This is a genomic window from Gemmatimonadota bacterium (assembly GCA_040388535.1).
In the GTDB taxonomy this organism is placed as follows: Bacteria; Gemmatimonadota; Gemmatimonadetes; order Gemmatimonadales; family GWC2-71-9; genus Palsa-1233.
On sequence record JAZKBR010000001.1, the window covers coordinates 420821 to 439671 of the forward strand.

17 protein-coding genes and 6 tRNA genes are annotated in these 18851 nt (G+C 66.0%); 6 read left to right on the plus strand and 17 right to left on the minus strand.

Annotated features, from left to right (window positions below; genetic code table 11):
* Positions 1 to 33 precede the first annotated feature (33 nt).
* From V4558_01955 to V4558_02030, 16 genes are all read right to left on the minus strand, one after another.
* Positions 34 to 1305: a glycosyltransferase N-terminal domain-containing protein gene (locus V4558_01955; protein MES2304239.1), complete on the minus strand. Its 1272-nt coding sequence runs from the start codon at positions 1303 to 1305 to the stop codon at positions 34 to 36.
* 785 nt (positions 1306 to 2090) lie between these two features.
* Positions 2091 to 4808, minus strand: coding sequence for an ABC transporter permease (locus V4558_01960; protein MES2304240.1), 2718 nt, complete (start codon positions 4806 to 4808; stop codon positions 2091 to 2093).
* Positions 4798 to 5139, minus strand: a complete 342-nt coding sequence (locus tag V4558_01965; protein ID MES2304241.1) for a PadR family transcriptional regulator — start codon at positions 5137 to 5139, stop codon at positions 4798 to 4800. Before V4558_01965 ends, V4558_01960 begins: the two co-directional genes overlap by 11 nt.
* Positions 5140 to 5399: 260 nt before the next feature.
* Complete coding sequence (locus tag V4558_01970) at positions 5400 to 6038, minus strand: hypothetical protein (GenBank protein ID MES2304242.1); 639 nt, start codon at positions 6036 to 6038, stop codon at positions 5400 to 5402.
* A 16-nt stretch (positions 6039 to 6054) separates the two neighbouring features.
* Positions 6055 to 6666, minus strand: a complete 612-nt coding sequence (locus tag V4558_01975; protein ID MES2304243.1) for a hypothetical protein — start codon at positions 6664 to 6666, stop codon at positions 6055 to 6057.
* Positions 6659 to 6916: an ATP synthase F1 subunit epsilon gene (gene atpC, locus V4558_01980; protein MES2304244.1), complete on the minus strand. Its 258-nt coding sequence runs from the start codon at positions 6914 to 6916 to the stop codon at positions 6659 to 6661. The genes V4558_01975 and atpC overlap by 8 nt, the downstream gene beginning before the upstream one ends.
* Entirely contained in the window at positions 6916 to 8340 is a 1425-nt protein-coding gene (gene atpD, locus V4558_01985; GenBank protein ID MES2304245.1) for a F0F1 ATP synthase subunit beta, read from the minus strand. Before atpD ends, atpC begins: the two co-directional genes overlap by 1 nt.
* A gap of 133 nt (positions 8341 to 8473) precedes the next feature.
* Positions 8474 to 9364 carry an ATP synthase F1 subunit gamma gene (atpG, locus tag V4558_01990; GenBank protein MES2304246.1) on the minus strand — a complete coding sequence of 297 codons (891 nt, stop codon included), beginning with the start codon at positions 9362 to 9364 and terminating at the stop codon, positions 8474 to 8476.
* A gap of 1 nt (position 9365) precedes the next feature.
* Positions 9366 to 10943, minus strand: a complete 1578-nt coding sequence (gene atpA / locus V4558_01995) for a F0F1 ATP synthase subunit alpha (GenBank protein MES2304247.1) — start codon at positions 10941 to 10943, stop codon at positions 9366 to 9368.
* 85 nt (positions 10944 to 11028) lie between these two features.
* Complete coding sequence (locus tag V4558_02000) at positions 11029 to 11826, minus strand: helix-turn-helix domain-containing protein (protein MES2304248.1); 798 nt, start codon at positions 11824 to 11826, stop codon at positions 11029 to 11031.
* A gap of 35 nt (positions 11827 to 11861) precedes the next feature.
* Positions 11862 to 12368 carry an NUDIX domain-containing protein gene (locus V4558_02005; protein ID MES2304249.1) on the minus strand — a complete coding sequence of 169 codons (507 nt, stop codon included), beginning with the start codon at positions 12366 to 12368 and terminating at the stop codon, positions 11862 to 11864.
* A gap of 189 nt (positions 12369 to 12557) precedes the next feature.
* Complete coding sequence (locus V4558_02010; protein ID MES2304250.1) at positions 12558 to 13565, minus strand: MlaD family protein; 1008 nt, start codon at positions 13563 to 13565, stop codon at positions 12558 to 12560.
* Positions 13562 to 14287, minus strand: coding sequence for an ATP-binding cassette domain-containing protein (locus V4558_02015; GenBank protein ID MES2304251.1), 726 nt, complete (start codon positions 14285 to 14287; stop codon positions 13562 to 13564). The genes V4558_02010 and V4558_02015 overlap by 4 nt, the downstream gene beginning before the upstream one ends.
* Positions 14284 to 15021, minus strand: a complete 738-nt coding sequence (locus V4558_02020; GenBank protein ID MES2304252.1) for an ABC transporter permease — start codon at positions 15019 to 15021, stop codon at positions 14284 to 14286. Before V4558_02020 ends, V4558_02015 begins: the two co-directional genes overlap by 4 nt.
* A gap of 143 nt (positions 15022 to 15164) precedes the next feature.
* Positions 15165 to 15719 carry a fasciclin domain-containing protein gene (locus tag V4558_02025; GenBank protein ID MES2304253.1) on the minus strand — a complete coding sequence of 185 codons (555 nt, stop codon included), beginning with the start codon at positions 15717 to 15719 and terminating at the stop codon, positions 15165 to 15167.
* Positions 15720 to 16054: 335 nt separating this feature from the next.
* Positions 16055 to 17032 (minus strand): RNA polymerase sigma factor RpoD/SigA, encoded by a 978-nt coding sequence (locus V4558_02030; GenBank protein MES2304254.1) that lies wholly within the window; start codon positions 17030 to 17032, stop codon positions 16055 to 16057.
* Positions 17033 to 17118: 86 nt separating this feature from the next.
* Here V4558_02030 and V4558_02035 point away from each other — a divergent pair.
* The 6 genes from V4558_02035 to V4558_02060 all read left to right on the plus strand — a co-directional run bounded on the left by V4558_02035 (position 17119) and on the right by V4558_02060 (position 17889).
* A tRNA-Ala gene (locus tag V4558_02035) sits at positions 17119 to 17191 on the plus strand.
* 81 nt (positions 17192 to 17272) lie between these two features.
* Positions 17273 to 17345, plus strand: a tRNA-Gly gene (locus tag V4558_02040).
* A 50-nt stretch (positions 17346 to 17395) separates the two neighbouring features.
* Positions 17396 to 17469 (plus strand) — tRNA-Met (locus V4558_02045).
* A 54-nt stretch (positions 17470 to 17523) separates the two neighbouring features.
* Positions 17524 to 17597, plus strand: a tRNA-Val gene (locus V4558_02050).
* Positions 17598 to 17703: 106 nt separating this feature from the next.
* A tRNA-Arg gene (locus V4558_02055) sits at positions 17704 to 17777 on the plus strand.
* Between the two features lie 37 nt (positions 17778 to 17814).
* Positions 17815 to 17889, plus strand: a tRNA-Pro gene (locus V4558_02060).
* A 102-nt stretch (positions 17890 to 17991) separates the two neighbouring features.
* On the opposite strand, the gene V4558_02065 is transcribed toward V4558_02060, so the two are convergent.
* Positions 17992 to 18816, minus strand: a complete 825-nt coding sequence (locus tag V4558_02065) for a LytTR family DNA-binding domain-containing protein (protein ID MES2304255.1) — start codon at positions 18814 to 18816, stop codon at positions 17992 to 17994.
* Positions 18817 to 18851 lie beyond the last annotated feature (35 nt).

Consider the following 18851-nt stretch of genomic DNA (forward strand, 5'->3'; position numbering starts at 1 on the left):
CACCACCGCCATTCTAGGGACGGCCGATTCGTTCTAAAGCAGCACCGCGTTCCGCCGCGCCGCGCCGCGGTCTTGCTCGAGAGCATTGCGCGCGGCCCGGCCGGCGCGATCGCACTCCATCGGATTTTCGAGCCAGCGGCACCACTGCTCCACCAGCGCAGCGACGGCGTTGTGCCGCGGGAGGCGGACCAGGCCACCGCCGGCAGCCAGCATCGCGGCGTCGCGGCTGCCGCGGTCATTCGGGCCGATGATCACCGGCCGCGACCACGCGGCAGGCTCGAGCACTGAATGAATCCCGCGGTGACCGAAGCCGCCGCCCACGTAGGCCATCGCACCCGCGGCATAGAGCTTCGAGAGCATCCCGACGCGATCGATCACGAGAATCTCCGGTTCGTCACCGGGGGCAAGTGATGCGAGCGGCACTGGCGGGCGAAGCGCGCCCGGAACGAAGGCCGCTTCGATATCGAGCAGATGCGCGAGCGTGGGCTCGTGCGGCACCAGCATCAGCCGGGCATCGGGAAAGCGCGCATGCACGTGACCCATTGCTTCCATCAAAATCTTTTCGTCTTCGGGCCAGGTGCTGCCGGCCACCAGGACATTTTGTATCGGTCCCAGTTCGACCGGAACGGGTTCATTGCTCGCGGCCCACATCACTTCCAGAACAGAATCGATTCGCGGATCACCAGTCACGGTGACCTTTTCGGGATCGCAGCCGAGGGCGATGAGCCGGGCGAGATCGGGCTCGGCGATTGCTCCGACAAAGTGGAGGGCGGCGTACCCCGGCGCGGTCAGCGATTGCGACGGCCAGCGCAGACGATTGCTGTCTGCCGAGACCGTGCCGGCCACCATCGAGACGCGACACCCCGCCGCAGCGGCCTGGGTCGCGAGTTCGGGCCAGAGATCGAGCTTGGTGAAGACGAGCAGATTCGGCCGTACAGCGCGCAGCACGCGCTGTACATCATCGGCCCGATCATAGGGCAGATATCCAGCCCACTCGGCGCCGATCGATGCCGCAAACGACTCGGCCGATGGCGAATAATGAGTGTAGATGATCTGGTCATTCGGGTTCAAGGTGCGATACGCCTCGAGCACCGCGCGCGCCTGCAATCCTTCACCCACCGATGACGCGTGGAACCAGGCCAGATCGCGGCTCATATCCCGATGCTGACTCGCCCACGCCTCGAGCGCTGCCGGCGTCGCCAGCCGAGCCGCGTGGGCTGCACGTTGCCGCGCGTCGCGCAATGCCAGCGGCACGAGTGGAACAGCGAAAGACGCGAACGCGCGATAGAGCGGAGAGGTGGGCACGGGGGGAAGGATAGCGAATGGGAGGAGGGAGGGGGGAGGTTAGGAGCCCTCCGGAGATCCCGGTGGTGCCGCGCTTGCGCGGCACCGGTCCCTGCCCCGCGACTGCTCTCGCTCAAGGGGCCCTCTGTGGTACCGCGCTCGCGCGCCACCCGTTGCGTTCGAAGCCTGCAGTCCTTCTGTCCCCTCGTCAGTCAATTCCTCCATGCCCATCGGCCGCCGACTCCCCGACTTCGACTATGCAACACCGGGATGGTACTTCGTCACGTGCGTTACCGAGGGGCGACGACAGTTGCTTGGCGAACTTGAAAAGGACGGCGTAGTGCTCAGTCGGATCGGCCGAGTCGTGGCGGATGAGTGGGAATCAACTCTCCGTGCCCGCTTCTGGATCAGCTGCACCGCGTCGGTGGTCATGCCGGATCACTTCCACGCGCTCATTGGGTGGAACGACGTCCCGACAAATCGCTGTGGGACCCTCGGTGGGCTGATGGCTCATTTCAAAGGCAACTCAATTCGCCGCTTGCGCCGGGAGCGGTTGGTGGCGCCTTGGGAAACCATCTGGCACCGCCGGTATTGGGATCAGGTCATTCGAGGGCGTCGTCAACTCGAAGCGACCGCGCGGTATATCGAGAATAATCCGGCTCAAGCGTGGCTTCGTCGATCGCAGAGACCCGTGCCGCGCTAGCGCGGCACCACCGACGGGGTTCGGCGCGGGCGATCGGGGCCTTGGCGCGGCGCGACGACCGGTGCCGCGCGAGCGCGGCACCACCGACGGGACGCTCGCGCGGTTACCCCTCCCTGAGCGCCACCGTCGGGTCGGTCGCGGCGGCACGCCGGGCCGGGAGCCAGGCGGCGAGCGTCGTCACCGACAACAACAGCACCGCCGCCGCGAGGTACGCCACCGGGTCGGTCGCACCGACGCCCACCAGGATCGCGCGCGTCAGTTGCGCGACACCGAGCGACGCAATCACGCCAATCAGCATCCCGACGCCGGTGAGCATCAGCCCCTCGCGCATCACGCCGCGCACCACATCGCCCGGGCGCGCGCCGATCGCGATCCGGATACCGATCTCGCGCGTCCGCTCGGCGACACCGAACGCCACCACGCCGTAGAGTCCGACCACGGCCTGGATCAGCCCCAGCAAGCCGATCGCGACGGCGACGATGGCGGCAATCTTCGGAAAGAGGAAGGCGAGGCCGCCCTCCAGGTGCACCTGCATCGTACGCACATCGCCGACCGGCATATCGGGATCGAGCTCGTGGACCAGGCGCCGGATCGCGAGCATCGCGGCGGTCTCGTTGCCCGGGGCAAGCAGTTCGAGTGTCATCTGCGAGCGGTAGCGCTGCGCCATCGGCATGTAGAAGTACGGCTTCGGCGATTCGTTCACGAAGGTGTATCGCCCGCTGCCCACCACCCCGACCACCGTGAACCACGCGCCGTCCTTCTCGAGACGGAACCGTCGGCCGAGGGCCGACGCCCCAGGCCAGTACTGCTTCGCCATCTGGGCATTGATCACGACCACCCGGTCAGCGCTGCTGTCATCACGGACAACGAAGTCGCGTCCTTCGAGGAGGCGGTAACCCAGCGTCGCGAAATAGTCCGGCGACACAACGTTGTAGCCGACACCAATCCGGTTGTCGGGAACCCCGATGTCGTGATCGAGATAGAGATCGTGCGAACTGTTGTTGTAACCGAGCGGGATATCTCGACTCAACGACGCCGACTTCACGCCGGGCAGGGCCCGCGCCTGGGCCAGCAAGTCGCGATAGAAGCGCTCGGTGCGGGGGCGGTCGTAGCGCAGGATCTCGGGATCGCTGGTCCCCATCACGACGCCAGCCGGACGGAAACCGAGGTCGAGCGTGGTGGCCGCCTGCACGGAGCGCGCAAAGAGCGCGGCACACACCAGCAGCACGAAGGACACCGCGACCTGCGCCCCCACCAGCAGGGTGCGCGCGACCCTTCGCTTCTTCCCACCGCTGCCACCGCGTCCACCATCCTTGAGTGTTTCCTGCAAAGGCAACCGCGCAGCATGAAGCGCCGGCGCGATGCTGGTCAGCAGCGCGGCGATCACCGCAATGCCAAGTGCCACGGGGAGTAGCCCCCACGTCGGCTCGACCGAGAAGCGCACCGGGAAATCGGTCTCCATCCGGATGCTGCTGAACGACCGCAACATCAGCCAGGTCAGCGGCGCCGCGAACACCAGGGCGAGCAGGGCCAGCACCATCGATTCAGTAACCACCAGTCGGACCATTCGCCCCGTCGTCGCACCGAGCGCACGACGCACCGCGATCTCACCGCGGCGGGCGGAGGCACGAGCCAGGAACAACCCGGCGACATTGGTACAACCGATCAGCAGCACCAGTCCGGTGAGCACCAGGAAGATCGCCGCCGCCCAGGGAATGATGCCGGACACGGCGATATCCGGCCGGGTGCGCGTCTCCCATTCAATCATCAACCGATGGCCCGGCGAGAGGTTGGCGTGCTCCTGCCGCTCCTGGGCGCTCAGCGTGACCAAGGCCGCGCGCGCGGCCGCGAGCGTGACGCCGGGTTTCAGCGTCGCCGCGACGCGTCCGTGCGAGTCGGCGGGAATGTTGCCGTCGCCACCGGTCAGCGCGAACTCGGTCGTGAACGGCAGGAAGCCCGAAGCGTGCAGCAGCGACTGTCGCATCCCGGCGTATCCGGGAGCCGCCACGCCGATCACCTGGAACGGCACACCGTTGAATTGCACCTGCTTCCCGATCACATCGCTGGCACCCGCAAACCGCGACAGCCAGAACGCGTGAGTCAGCACGACGACGCGAGCGCGCTCCGTCTCCTCCTGCTCGGTGTAGCCGCGACCAAGGAAGAGCGGCACGCCGAAGGCGCGGAAGTAGTTGCCGCTGGTAGTCTCGAACAGATTCACCGTCGGCTCGGCACTGCCGACCCGGAGACTCAGCATCGTGTTGTCGAAATAGACCGCGTCATCGAAGAGATCAGTGCGGCTCTTGATGTCGCGATAGTTGCTGTACCAGACGGAAGATGGCGTGGTGTTCGCGGCGCTCTGCTCGGCGACGACGACGAGCCGCTTCCCTTCCCTGAGCGGCAACGGTCGGAAGAGATAGCCATCGACCAGCGCCCACACGGCGAGCGTGGCCGCGATGCCGAGGGCGAGGGCGAACGCCGCCGTGAGGGCAAACGCGGGGCGATGCCAGAGCGAGCGCACCGCGAGGCGGAGGTCCTGCCGGAAGTCGATCATCTGTTCCATCCTGGTGACGGCGCGCTCGCGTCGAGAGGCGAGCTGGGTGCATTCGTGGCTGATCTGGCGGACGCTGCCGAAGCGTTCGGTGGCCGCGCGGTGTGCCGCGTCGGGCGTGAGCCCGCGGGCGCGATAGTCGGCCTCGCGCATTTCGAGATGGAAAGCGAGTTCGGCGTCGACGTCGGCGCCGCTGTCGCGCCGGAAGAGCGAGCGCAAGCGACGCCACGCCGCACCGCCAGCGCCGCGCAGCTCTTCGCGCTCAGGCGACATCGGGCGTCGCCTCGAATGCCTTGAAGATCGCCCGCGCAAACATGGTGAAGTTGTGGGTCTCGGCCTTGAGCTGGGTGCGGCCCGCGCGGGTGAGCTTGTAGAAGCGAGCCTTCCGGCCGGCATCGGAGACGCCCCATTCGCTCTCGACCCAGCCGCGACGCTCGAGACGATAGAGCGCCGGGTAGAGCGACCCTTCCTCGATCCGAAGCGCGTCGTCGGTCACGCTCTCGATCCAGCGGGCCACGCCATAGCCGTGAGTAGGGCCCCAGGTCAGGGCCTTGAGGACCAGCGCGTCGAGCGCGCCGCGAAGGAGGGTGACGGTATCGGCCACGGGGCTTCCCTTAGAGAGTCTAGGGGAGAGTACGGGGAGGCGATACCTAGGGTTTCAGGGGGAGACGGGGAGGCGGGGGAGAATGACGGTGGTGCCGCGCTCGCGCGGCACCGGTCTTCGCCTTCAACCAGACACGGCCTCAAGCGAGGCGGTAGTTCGTCAGTTCAAGGGGAACTTGGTGCAAATCGGAAACCGGTGCCGCCCAAGGGCGGCACCACCGGAAATTACGCGTCAGGACCGTTCGCGCGGCGCGAGCTAGCTCAGGGCTGAAACCCCACCCCGAACGAGAGAATCGACGGCTTCACCCCGCTGTACGACATCCGGTCATAGGCGGCGCGGATCGAGATTCCGCTCAGCAGCGTCAGATCGATCCCGCCGCTGATGCCGAAATGCGAATCGGTGCCGGTCGTGATGTTGCAGCAATCGATGTTCGGGTGTCGCAGGATGTCGATCCGCGGCGCGACCCATGGCTTGATCGAAATCCCCGGGGACGGAATCGTCGCGGCAATGCCGAGCGAGATCGGAACATGGGTGTACTTGTAGTCCCCGATAGACCAGTGCGACACTCCGGCCTGCACCATCACCCGGAGCGGAATCAGCGGGCCGCCGAAGATGCGCAGCGAGCCGCTCACGCCAGGTGCCCACACGCCGTCGCCCACTTTGGGATTGTAGCGCGCGATGGTGCCGGTGACACCGAAGAAGCCGAGACCGACCGACGCACTCGCGCCGACGGTGGTGGCCTTGCCGGCATCGGCGTTCGAGAAGCCGGCGTCGACAGCGAGGTTGATGCCGGTCGGCACGCCGTTATTCACGACGGGAAGGCCGAGCGACTGGGCGGCGGCTGGGGCGGAAACGAGCGCGCCCCCGAGCAGCGAGAGCACGAGGGCGCGAGAAAACATTTACGACTCCTGAGGTCTAGCGGAGGAAGGCGACCGTAAAGCCGATGCCGTCACGATCACCGAGCGCCGCACTGAAGCGGAGGTCGAGTCGTGGATTGATCCGGGCATCAACGCCGAAGCCAAGCGAGAAATCGGTCCCGCTGCCGTCACCGAAGATCGGCGTCAGCACCGGATGCACATACGGCACCAGCGACACGTTCGACCCTTCGAGCAGCACACGGCGTCCCATCGAGAAGCCGATCGGGAGATAGCCGACGGTGAAGCCATCGCCGCTCTGAATTCCGAGGCCGAGCGTGAACGATCCATCGAGCGGGAACGATTCGTTGTGATCGAGCACCCGGGCACGGAGATCGGCGCCGAGCAGGATGTCGGTGCCGTTGCGCCCCGAGCGATCGGTGAAGCCGCCCCGGAAGCCGAGGTCGATCTTCTTCGAGAACGAGGTGCGGTACGACCCTTCGAGGGCGAAGCCATCGCCCGGATCGGAAAGCGAGAGGCCGATCTCGCTCTTGGCGAAGGCGCGGTACGGCGCGGCGTAGATCGGCGTCCCGGTGGACTGGGCGGCGACGGAGGCCAGCGGGGCCACGGCCAGCACGGCAAATGCCGCTGCTGCGAAACGATTCTTACGCATCAGATACTCCCTGCACATGTTCGGCCAGAATGCGGACACTGTTCTGGACGACTTGCAGGAAGCCGCCTTGCACATGGAAGCGACGCACGCCGCCACCGGCCCGCACCTTGAGCTCGCCCGTGCCGAGCACCGTCATCAACGGCGCGTGATTCGCCAGGATGCCCAGTTCACCGTCGAACGCCGGCGCAATGACGGAATCCGCCTCGCCGTCGAAGACAGCGGCTTCGGGAGAGATGACCGTGACGCGCATCAACCCTGCAGCTCCTTGGCGCGCTTGATTACGTCATCAATGCCGCCCTGCATGTAGAACGCCTGCTCCGGGAGGTGGTCGAACTCGCCAGAGAGCACCCGCTCGAACGAGGCGACGGTCTCTTCGAGCTTGACGTACTTGCCCGGGAAGCCGGTGAACTGCTCGGCGACGAAGAACGGCTGCGACAGGAAGCGCTGGAGGCGACGCGCCCGGCCGACGACCAGCTTGTCTTCCTCGGAGAGCTCGTCCATGCCGAGAATTGCGATGATGTCCTGGAGCGCCTTGTAGCGCTGCAGGGTGCGCTGCAGGCCGATCGCGACGTTGTAGTGCCGCTCACCGATGAACTGCGGCGCCAGGATGCGCGAGGTCGAGTCGAGCGGGTCAACGGCCGGATAGATGCCGAGCTCGGAGATGGCGCGCGAGAGCACGACCGTCGCGTCGAGGTGGGCGAACGCCGTCGCCGGCGCCGGGTCGGTCAGGTCGTCGGCTGGAACGTAAATCGCCTGCACCGATGTGATTGAACCGTTCCGGGTCGAGGTGATCCGCTCCTGCAGGTCGCCCATCTCCGTCGCCAGCGTCGGCTGATACCCTGCCGCGCTCGGCATCCGCCCGAGCAGTGCCGACACTTCGGCACCCGCCTGGGTGAAGCGGAAGATGTTGTCGACGAAGAGCAGCACGTCCTGGCCTTCGACATCGCGGAAGTACTCGGCGATGGTGAGGCCCGACAGCCCGACGCGCAGACGCGCACCCGGCGGCTCGTTCATCTGACCGAACATCAGCGCCACGGAGCCGAGAATCCCGGCTTCCTTGAACTCGAGGTAGAGGTCGTTCCCTTCGCGCGTGCGCTCACCGACGCCGCAGAAGACCGACTTGCCGCCGTGTCCCTTCTGGACGTTGTTGATGAGCTCCTGGATGACGACGGTCTTGCCGACGCCGGCGCCGCCGAAGAGGCCGATCTTGCCGCCCTTCACGAACGGGGCGATCAGGTCGACGACCTTGATGCCGGTTTCGAGAATTTCGGTCTTCGGCTCGAGCGCCGTGAAGGCCGGCGACGGGCGGTGAATCGGCCACCGCTCGACACTCTTCTCGATGGCAGGACCGCCGTCGACCGGATCGCCAAGCACGTTGAGGATGCGTCCGAGGGCAGCGTTGCCGACCGGCACCGAGACCGCTGCGCCCGTGTCGATGGCCTGCATCCCGCGCGAGACGCCGTCCGTCGAGCTCATCGCGACCGCACGCACCTGGTTGCGTCCGATGTGCTGCTGCACCTCGGCCGTCAGCCGCACCGGCAGCGGGCCGCTGGTGTCGTCGACCGTGACGGCGTTGTAGATCTCCGGCAGCTGGTCGGGCGGGAACTCGATGTCGAGCACCGGGCCGATGATCTGGACGATGGTGCCAATGGTCTTGGTCGCGGTAGCGGTCATGAACTCTCCGTAAATCCCGAATCTCGGTGGTGCCGCGCTCGCGCGGCACCGGTCTTAACGTCGCTTGAACTTCAGTACTCCCAGCCTGCTTGAAACCGGTGCCGCGCAAGCGCGGCACCACCGGGGTCGCCGCCTACAGGGCGGCGGCCCCGCCAACGAGCTCCGCGATCTCCTGCGTGATCTGCGCCTGCCGCTGACGGTTGTACGTCCGCTTGAGCTTGTCGATCAGATCACCGGCGTTGTCGGTCGCGTTCTTCATTGCCGTCCGGCGCGCGGCCTGCTCGGCCGCCACCGTCTCCACCAGGCCGCGATAGACCATGTTGCGGACGTAGAGCGGCAGCACCTGCTCCAGCAGCGTCGCCGGATCAGGAGACAGGATGTAATCGGGGCGATACCCCTTCTTCCCCTCTTCCACCTTGTTCGCCGGTGGCTCGATCGGAAGAATGCGCACCGTGGTCGGTGGCGTGGTCAGCACGCTGATGAACTGCGACTGGATCAGCTCCACCACACCGAGATTCCCTTCGGCGTACTCGACCATCAGATCTTCGACCAGAGACGACGCGTGATCGGCCGTCGGGCGATCGCCGATGTCAGGGCGTTCGCTGCGGAACTTGCGACCGATGTAGCGGAAGAAGCCGACGCCCTTCTTGCCGACGCCGACGAGCTCGACCTGATAGCCCTCGCCCTCGAGCGCCTCGATCCGGCGGCGCGCCTCCTTGATCAGGTTGGCGTTGAAGCCACCCGCAAGGCCGCGATTCGAAGTGAGCAGGATGATGACCGCGCGCGCGGGACCACCCTTGCTCGGCGGCAACGGCCGACGCAGCAGCGGGAACTGGTCGGCGAGATCGGGCGTCACCAGGTCGGCGATGACCTGCTGCAACGCCTGCGCGTACGGGCGCGCTGCCACCACGCGATCCTGCGCGCGCTTGAGCTTGGAAGTGGCGACCAGCTCCATCGTCCGCGTGATCTTGCGCGTGTTGGTGACGGAGCGGATGCGCCCCTTGAGCGCACGATTCGTTGCCATCTTACGCCGGCGAGAACATCGGGATGAACGCTTCGATCGCCGACTTCAGCTCGGCCTCGACGTCATCGGTCAGCGCCTTCTTCTCGCGGAGCAGTTCCAGGACCTGCGTGCGCGACGTGCGCACCCACGCGAGGAAGTCTGCTTCCCACTGACGGATGTTCTTCACGTCCACCGCATCGAGGTGGCCGTTGGTGACGGCGTAGAGCGAGGCAATCTGCTCTTCGACCGGCACCGGCTGGTACTGCGGCTGCTTGAGGATCTCGACCATGCGGGCGCCGCGCGCAAGCTGACGCTGCGTGGCGGCATCGAGGTCGGAACCGAACTGCGCGAAGGCCTCGAGCTCGCGGTACTGCGCCAGCGAGAGACGCAGCGGACCGGCGACCTTCTTCATCGCCTTGATCTGGGCGTTACCACCGACGCGTGAGACCGAGATGCCGACGTCGACGGCCGGACGGACGTTGGCGTAGAAGAGGTCGGTCTGCAGGAAGATCTGACCGTCGGTGATCGAGATCACGTTGGTCGGGATGTACGCCGAGACGTCGCCGGCCTGGGTCTCGATGATCGGCAGCGCCGTCAGCGAGCCACCCGGCACCTTGATGCGCGGATCGTTCTTCGTCAGCTCCGGATCGGTGCTGATCTTGGCGGCGCGCTCGAGCAGACGGGAGTGCAGGTAGAAGATGTCGCCCGGATACGCTTCGCGGCCCGGCGGGCGGCGGAGAATCAGCGACATCTGGCGGTACGCGGCGGCCTGCTTGGAAAGGTCGTCGTACACGCAGAGGGTCGGCTTCCCCTCTTCATACATGAAGTATTCGGCGATGGCGCAGCCGGTGTATGGCGCGATGAACTGCAGCGGGGCCGGGTCGGAGGCCGAGGCGACGACGACGACGGTGTAATCCATCGCGCCGGCATCCTTCAGCTTCTGCACCACGGTGGCCACGGTCGAGCGCTTCTGCCCGATGGCGACGTAGACGCAGACAACGCCGGTGCCCTTCTGGTTGATGATCGTGTCGATCGCGATGGCGGTCTTGCCGGTGCCACGATCGCCGATGATCAGCTCGCGCTGGCCGCGGCCGATCGGAATCATCGCATCGATCGCCTTGATGCCGGTCTGCAGCGGCTCGGTCACTGGCTGACGCACGATGATGCCCGGCGCGATCATTTCGACCGGACGCGCATTCACCGTGTCGATCGGTCCGAGACCGTCCACCGGCAGGCCCAGGGCGTCGACCACGCGGCCGAGCATCTTCGGGCCGGTCTTGATCTCGAGGAGGCGGCCGGTGCAACGCACCTCATCGCCTTCCTTGAGCTTCAGGTAGTCGCCCATGATGGCGGCGCCGACCGAGTCCTGCTCGAGGTTGAGCACGAGGCCGGTGATGGTGTCGCCGGTCTCCCGCGCGGTGAACTCGAGCATTTCGCCCGCGATCGCCCGCTTGAGGCCATAGATGAGCGCGATGCCGTCCTTCACTTCGAGGACGGTGCCGACGTCATTGACGTCCATCGAGCCGAGGTCGGCTGCCTCGATCTCCTTGAGGAGAATGTCCTTCAGTTCGCCGGGGCGGAGCATCGAATCCGTCGCCATGGTACTCGGTCGGAAGAGGGGTGAATCAGGTTCCTGTACAGCTTGTGAAAATAGTCACAAAGCCACAGTCCATACAAGCCGCAGGTTACGCCCAGCCGGCCGGGGGGCCGTCTCCCTGCAGGGCCGCGGCGAGATGGCTCCCGTCGAGCAGGGCCAGCCCCCGAGCCGAGACCCCGAAGGTCCGCCGCGCGGTCCGCTGCAGCAGCGATACCGAAGAAAATCCGAGCAATTGCGCCACATCGGCGACCCGGTACCCGGGATTCCCGAGCAGCTGCCCGGCGGCCACCAGCCGGACCGCGTCGATTGCCCGCTTGAGCGAGGGCGCCCCCCCCGCTGCAAAGCTCCGGGAAAGGGTCTCTCTCCGGACCTTGAGTCTACGCGCCAGTACCGCCGTCGTGAGTCCCCCCGGAGCCCCCGTCACGACCTCGACCCAGGCCCGCTGCTGCAGTGGCTCTAGCAGGCCGAGGCGGGGGCCGAGCGGGATCAACTCCTCCTGGCGCCGGGCAGTGAGCCCGTGTCGGCGGACCAGGCGGCCGAGCACCGGCTCATCGAGCCCCTCGAGGGCGAGCGCCGCGACCCGATCGCGGTGTGCTCGCAGCACCAGGTCGGCGTCATCCGATCGCAACGGGGCATAGAGGAGGAGCGGCACCCCAGGGAAATCGCGCCGCAGCGATTGCAGCACCACGCCGCGCACCGATTCCGGTCCGAGGATGATCGCTTCGAGGATGTTGCGGGAGAGGAGTGCGGCAAGATGCGTTGGTGAACGCGCTGTCAGCAGCTTGGCAACCGATGCGGGGAGCGCTCGCCGCAACGCGAGGATCGCGGGGCGCCGCTCGAGCAGCGCGGCGACGACCGGCAGAGATCCCCTCGAAGGTGAGCGCACGCAGAAACTAGAGACTAGAGAATAGTGACTAGCGACTAGAGAGCATTACTGGCGGGGGGGATTGGTGCGGGCCGTCCCTTCGGCCGCCCCTGCCCGACCGCGACCAGGGTACGCGCCATCTCGGCGCCGCGCCGCAGCACGCCGCGGGCATTGTCGTAGCTGAGCACCTCGAGCGCCTTGTCGAGCACTTCCCAGCGCACCGCCGTGATTCCCTCATCGACCTGCGGCACCGCGTCGCCAGCCGGAGACTCGAACAGGAAGAAGTGGCAGAACTTGTGGATGTAGCGCCCGCGAAAGCGGAAGTGCCAGTCGATGATCCGGATCGGGCCCTGATGAATCAGCTGCTCGAGGCCGGTCTCTTCCCGGGTCTCGCGCATCGCCGCATCGGCGGGCGTCTCCTCGTCCTCGAGGTGCCCCTTGGGAAAGCCCCAGTGCTGATAGGAATCCCGGATCAGGAGGAAGCGCGCGGTCTGGTCGGGATCGCGTCGGAACACGATGCCGCCAGCCGAGACTTCTCGCTCTGCGCGCTTCTTGGACGCCATGAAATGCCTTTGGAATTACTGTGAATAGTTTGTCACCCTGAACGAAGTGAGGGGACAAAGTGTCGCTGTCGCCCTGAGCGCAGCGAGGGGGCGGAGCATGGTACCGCGGCGATGCCTTGCCCCCTCGCTTTGCTCAGGGCGACAACCTCACATCGGCGCTCCGCCCCCTCGCTACGCTCAGGGCGACAACTAGAAGACAGAGAAGCGGAAATACCTGCGCGGGTTAACCTGGATATCGGCGAGCAGTGTCCGCAGCTGCACCACCGTCTTCGTGGCTTCACGATAGAGCGTCGAGTCGGTCGAGAGCAACCCCAGCGTCCCCTGCCCCGACTGCAAGCGCGTCAACACACTGTCGGTACTGGTGATGATATGAACCAGGCGTTCGCGCTGATCCCGAGCAGCCACGGTGAGTTGCCGCAGGTCGCCGCTGGAGGCCTTGAGCTGTGCCGTGGCATCGCGGGCATCGTGCACCATTGCGTTGAGTTCGCCGGACGCCGTCGACGAATCGACGCGCGACAGCGTCGCCTGCAAGTGCTGGCTCGCCTTCGCGATATCATCGGAGCTGTTGGCGGCATTGCCAACCACCTTGTCCATCGCACTGGTCTGGCGCTGAGTGAAGTTCACCAGTTGATCGGCCATCCGCCGCAGGTCGCGCACCGAACCGCGAATGTCGGCAATCGATTGCGAGTCGACAGCGCCCGAGACCCGGTTCGTCACCACTGCGATGTCGCTGGCTATCCGGCTGGCCTGCGCGGTGAGCTGGCCGATGTCGGGAAGCGTCGCCCCCGGCCAGCGCCCCTTCGCGCCGATTCGTGCCTCGGCAAGTGCCTGACGCACATCGGGATCATTCGGTGCGCGTCCGGAATCAGTGACCGCGATCTGCCACTCGCCAAAGAGTGAGGCCGAGACCGCAATCGCGACCGGCTGATCGGGGATCTCGTCCGGCGCGACCATCCGCAGGTCGGTCTCGACCCAGTCGCCCTCGGCGAGCCGCACCGCTTCAACCCGCCCGACCTTCACACCGCGCAGCACCACCGGGTCGCCGGCCTTCACGCCGCCCACGGTGCGGAAGCGCGCCGTGTAGAGTGACTTCGGTCCGCGCGGCCCGATGCCACCGAGCCAGAGCGCTGCGGCGATCACGACGACAATCGCGCCGACCACCGAGGCACCCACCGTGAAGTCGCGTGACCGCGTCATTCCGGTCGCCCGTTGATGAATTGCTGGACCAGCGGATCGGTCGACGCCTGCATCTCCGCCACACTCCCCTGGGCCCGCACGCGTCCTTCGTGCAGCATCGCCAGGCGATCGCCGACGGTGAATGCCGAGCGCATATCGTGGGTCACGATCAGGGAGGTGACGCCGAGTTCATCTCGGGTTCGGCGCATCAGGAGATCCATCGTGGCGGAGGTCACTGGGTCGAGGCCGGTCGTCGGTTCGTCCCAGAGAATGTAACGCGGCTGCAAGGCGATCGCGCGGGCGATCCCCACGCGCTTGCGCATCCCGCCCGAAAGTTCGGCCGGGTGCCGCTCGAGCACATCGGGAAGGCCAACAATGCCGAGCGACCGGGTGACCCGGGCATTGATCTCGTCGGGGTCGAGTTGCTGCCGCAGCAGACCGAGGCGGATGTTCTCTTCGATGGTGAGGGAATCGAAGAGCGCAGCCGACTGGAAGACAAAGCCGATCTCGCGGCGCAGCGCCGTGAGCGCCTCGGTCTCGAGCGTCTCGACTGCGCGGCCGTCGACTTCCACCGAGCCGCTGTCGGGTCGCAGCAATCCCACGACGTGCTTGAGGGTCACGCTCTTGCCGGAGCCCGACGCACCGATGAGCACGGTGGTCTTGCCGTCGGGCACGTCGAGCGAGAATCCGTTGAGCACGACGCGACTACCGAACTGCTTGTGCACATCGAGAAAACGGATCACAGCAGCACCAGCGCCCAGAAGGCATCGAGCACCAGGATCGCTTCACAACCCAGGACCACGGCGCGCGTCGTCTCGCGACCAACGCCCTCGGCGCCGCCGGTGGTGGAGAGGCCGCGATGGGCGCCCAGCAGGGCGACGGCGAAGCCGAACGACGCGCTCTTGAGCAGGCCGAACCAGAGGTCCTTGAAGTGGTAGAAGAACTTCAGTCCCTTGGCGAACTCGAAATTGGAAAGGTCGAGCAGTGCCGTGGCCGTGATCCAACCCGCACCGATCCCGACGATCACGGCGAAGGCGGTCACCACCGGGAACATCACCGTCGCCGCGATGACCCGCGGCACCACCAGATAGGAATCGGGATTGTACGCGAGCGTCTCGAGGGCATCGACCTGTTCGGTCACCTTCATCGTGCCGATCTCGGCCGCGATGTTGGCACCGACCCTGCCGGCGAGCGCCATCCCGGTGAGGACGGGCCCAAGCTCCATCATGATCGTCTTGCCGACGAGGGCGCCGACGAAGTAGCGCGGCACCGAGCCGGTGAAGATGTACGACGCCAGCAGGGCGAGGACGATGCCGGTGAAGAGGGCGATGAAGAGCCCGATCGGCACCGACTCGACTCCGAGCCGCTGCATCTGGCCGAGGAGGAGTGGGCGCCAGGTGGCGGTGTCGCGCAGGGCACGCGCCGCGCGGCGGGTGGAGGAGCCTACGGACGAGAGGAGATTGTCGAGGGACGGCACACCCAAATGTACGACGAGGAGGGAGGAGGGAGGAGGGAGGGTGTCGCCCTGAGCGAAGCGAGGGGGTGGAGCTCCGCTCCCTCGCTTCGCTCAGGATGACACACTATCCGTCATCCATCATCCGTCATCCGTCATCCCTTCTGTTACGGCATCAACACCTTATCCACCACATGAATCACGCCATTGCTCTGCATCACGTCGGCAATCGTCACGTGCGCCACGTTTCCCTTGGCGTCTGTCACCATCACCATCTGCATCTTGCCCATCATCCCGGTGGAGAGCCAGAGCGACTCGCCCTGTACCGTCTTCACTTCGGCCTTGCCGCCGCCGGCCTTGATCGCGGCCATCACCGACTTCGCGTCCCACTTCCCGGCGACGACGTGGTAGGTCAGGATCTTGGTGAGGGTCGCCTTGTTCTCGGGCTTGAGCAGTGATTCGACCGTGCCGGCCGGGAGGGCCGCGAACGCCTCATTCGTGGGGGCGAAGACCGTGAACGGCCCCTTCCCCTTGAGAGTCTCCACCAGTCCGGCGGCCTTCACCGCAGCGACCAGCGTGGTGTGGTCCTTCGAGTTCACCGCGTTGTCGATGATGTCCTTGGTGCGGTACATCGCGGCGCCGCCGACCATCGGGTTCTGGGCCTGGGCGGCGGGAACAACGGCCAGGGTCAGCGCGGCCAGTGCCATGAAGCGAGTAAACATCTGAATTGAGCTCCGGTGCGTGTGGGAAGTTGGTGCTGCAGCGGAGTTACGACGTGACGTTGAGATTGGATCTACAGCAGGGGAAGGGGGAAGGGGGAAGGGGGAAGGGAGAGGGGAGGAGGGGCTACGCGGGCGTTGCGTCGTGGGCTCCCTCGCAGCGGCCTCATGCAGTCCCGCGCACCAGCTCTACCGTCGCTAGCGCGATCGCCGTCGGGCCAGTGCAGCCGCGGAGAGGGAGCCCACGGCGGAACGGCCGGTGCGGCTGGATGCTTGGTGCGGGATCTGGTGCGTCTCGGAGACCGGTGCCGCCCAAGGGCGGCACCGCCGGAAATACCCTACGCGGCGTAGCTCGCGAGCGCCCGCCCGACATCCCCTTCCTTGAGCCGCTTCAGCGCGCGATCGCGCAACTGGCGCACGCGCTCGCGGGTCACGCCGAGCATCGAGCCGATCTCTTCAAGGGTATGCTCGCGGCCGCCATCGAGGCCGAAGTAGAGACGCAGCACCTTCGAGTCGCGCGGCGGCAGCGTGCGCAGGGCGAGATCGATCTCTTCAGTGAGGAAGCGCTCCATCACTTCCGTTTCCGGATCGACGTAGTCCTGGCCGACGAAGCGATCGATGAGGGAGCGATCACCATCCAGGTCGAGCGGCGCGTCGAGGCGCACTTCCGCCACGTTGAGCGACGCGAGCGACTGCACCACATCGAGCGCGAGCCCGGTGGCGACGGCAAGCTCTTCGGGAGTCGGTTCGCGACGCAAATCCTGTCGCAGTGACTCGGCAGTGCGAATGATCCGCGACAGGTCGGCGGTGCGATTGAGCGGCACCCGCACGGTGCGGCCCTGGCGCGCGAGCGCGGCGAGGATCGACTGGCGAATCCACCACACGGCGTAGGAGATGAACTTCACGCCCTGGTCGGGGTCGAACTTCTTCGCCGCCGTCATCAGGCCGAGGTTCCCTTCGCCGATCAGGTCGGTGAGGGCCATGCCGCGATTCTGGTACTTCTTTGCGACCGAGATGACGAAGCGGAGATTGCGCTTGACCAGCTCCTGCATCGCCTCTTCGTCGCCCCGGCGAACGCGGCGGGCGATGGCGACTTCCTGGTCGGAGGTCAGCAGCGGGGTGCGGGAGACCTCAAAGAGGTACTGGTCGAGATTGTCGTGATCGGCGTCGCGCACGCCGAGGGAGCGGGCGGTTTCCCGTTTGCGGGGCTTCCGCTTCGCGGTGCTCTCATCCGCCAGAATCTCGGCGAGGGAGGCCTCGTCGGCGAAGGAGGTCGTCCGGGGGACGCGGGGCGCTGGAGTAAAGGCGTCGGACAAGCGATTTCCTTGACACTATTTGGCGCGCCGGATAGGTTGTCGTGCTACCTCGGCGCGCGCCCGAAGTTGAAGCGCGGCAAGGTAATGGGGGCGTAGCTCAGTTGGGAGAGCGCGTGAATGGCATTCACGAGGTCAGGGGTTCGATCCCCCTCGCCTCCACTCCCGGAGCGGTTTTGGCCGGGTCTGGAGTAGTTGCGAAGGAGGGCTGGCGCGGGTAGGTTCGGCGTCCGCTCAGGTGCTGCGGGAATAGCTCAGTTGGTAGAGCACAACCTTGCCAAGGTTGGGGTCGCGGGTTCGAGTCCCGTTTCCCGCTCTGGGTACCAAGGAATTCGAGGACTCCGAAAGGATCCTCACACGGAACGACGCGGGGTGGAGCAGTCTGGTAGCTCGCCGGGCTCATAACCCGGAGGTCGTGGGTTCAAATCCCACCCCCGCCATGCTTGATGCGACGGGCAGGAGGCCCTTGGGTCGCCTGCCCGTTGTTCGTGACCGGGCGTTTAGCTCAGTTGGTTAGAGCGCCACGTTGACATCGTGGAGGTCACAAGTTCGAGTCTTGTAACGCCCATCAAGTGCGAGAAGGGAGAAGGGAGAAGGGAGATTTCAGACGGCTAGATCGGAAATCGGGGCTGCGACCCCTTCTCCCATCTCTCTTCTCCCTTCTCTTGTAGTCTGGGTCCATAGCTCAATTGGATAGAGCATCTGACTACGGATCAGAAGGTTGGGGGTTCGACTCCCTCTGGGCCCATGAGTAAGCGCCAACCGTCGGCGCACAATGGAATAGACGGGGCGTAGCGCAGCCCGGTTAGCGCGCCTGCTTCGGGAGCAGGAGGTCCCCGGTTCAAATCCGGGCGCCCCGATGTTAAAAGTCAGTATCAACGAACGCTCCGCGAAGACCTCGCGGAGCGTTTCGTTTGCCGGGTGTAGATCGGAAGCCAATGGCCTACGCATTCACCCTTCCGTCACCGTTGCCGGAACATCGCACGAATCGCAGCTGTCCCCGCGCGACTGGCGGTCACCGAGTCACCACTTCGCATCACAATGCGCACCCGACTCCCAGGCAGGCTCTCAATCGCCCGGACGTAGTCCAGATTGACGATGTGCGATCTATGCACCCGCACGAAACGGGATCCGTCGAGTTGATTGGCCAGTCGGGAGAGACGCTCGGACGCGAGCACCCGTCGACCATCGGCGAAGACTGCGACGTAGTCATCGCAGCCTTCCAGCCGCTGGATGGCGCTGACGGGAATGACCTCCGTCCGCATCCCGATGCGTACGGGTATGTGCGCCAGCGGAGGGTGCTGCACCGGACCCTGTTGCAGGGGCACACCCTCGCCTCTCTCGTTCCGCAGGCAGATGATGCTCGCCACCGCCACGAACGCAAGGTAGACCGAGAAACCGGTGATCGCCTGCCATGGCAGTGCTTGCGAGGTCATCAGCGCATCGGCCACGCCGCGCACTCGAAATGGATTGAGCGCGTACTGGAGCCAGATCCATGCGACCACGAACACCGCCGCGCCGCCCGCGTGGCGCACGAGAAAACCGACCTGAACATCCCGTGACCACCGGGTGCGCAGCGCAATCTCCCAGACTGGAACGCCGAGCACGATGGTCAATCCGGTGGCGAGCCCTCCGATGATCATCGCCCGCTCGCCCAGCGCCCCTCGGCTTGCCGCGAACGCGGCGATCCAGCCCGGAATCAGGGGCGTCAACCCGAGTCCGAACCCTTCGTATCGCCGCCGCAAGCCGCCGACCGAGAAAACCTCACCGTTCACCGATTGAGTCATTGTCTCCTCACGCTGGTCGAACGTTGTTCAGGCGA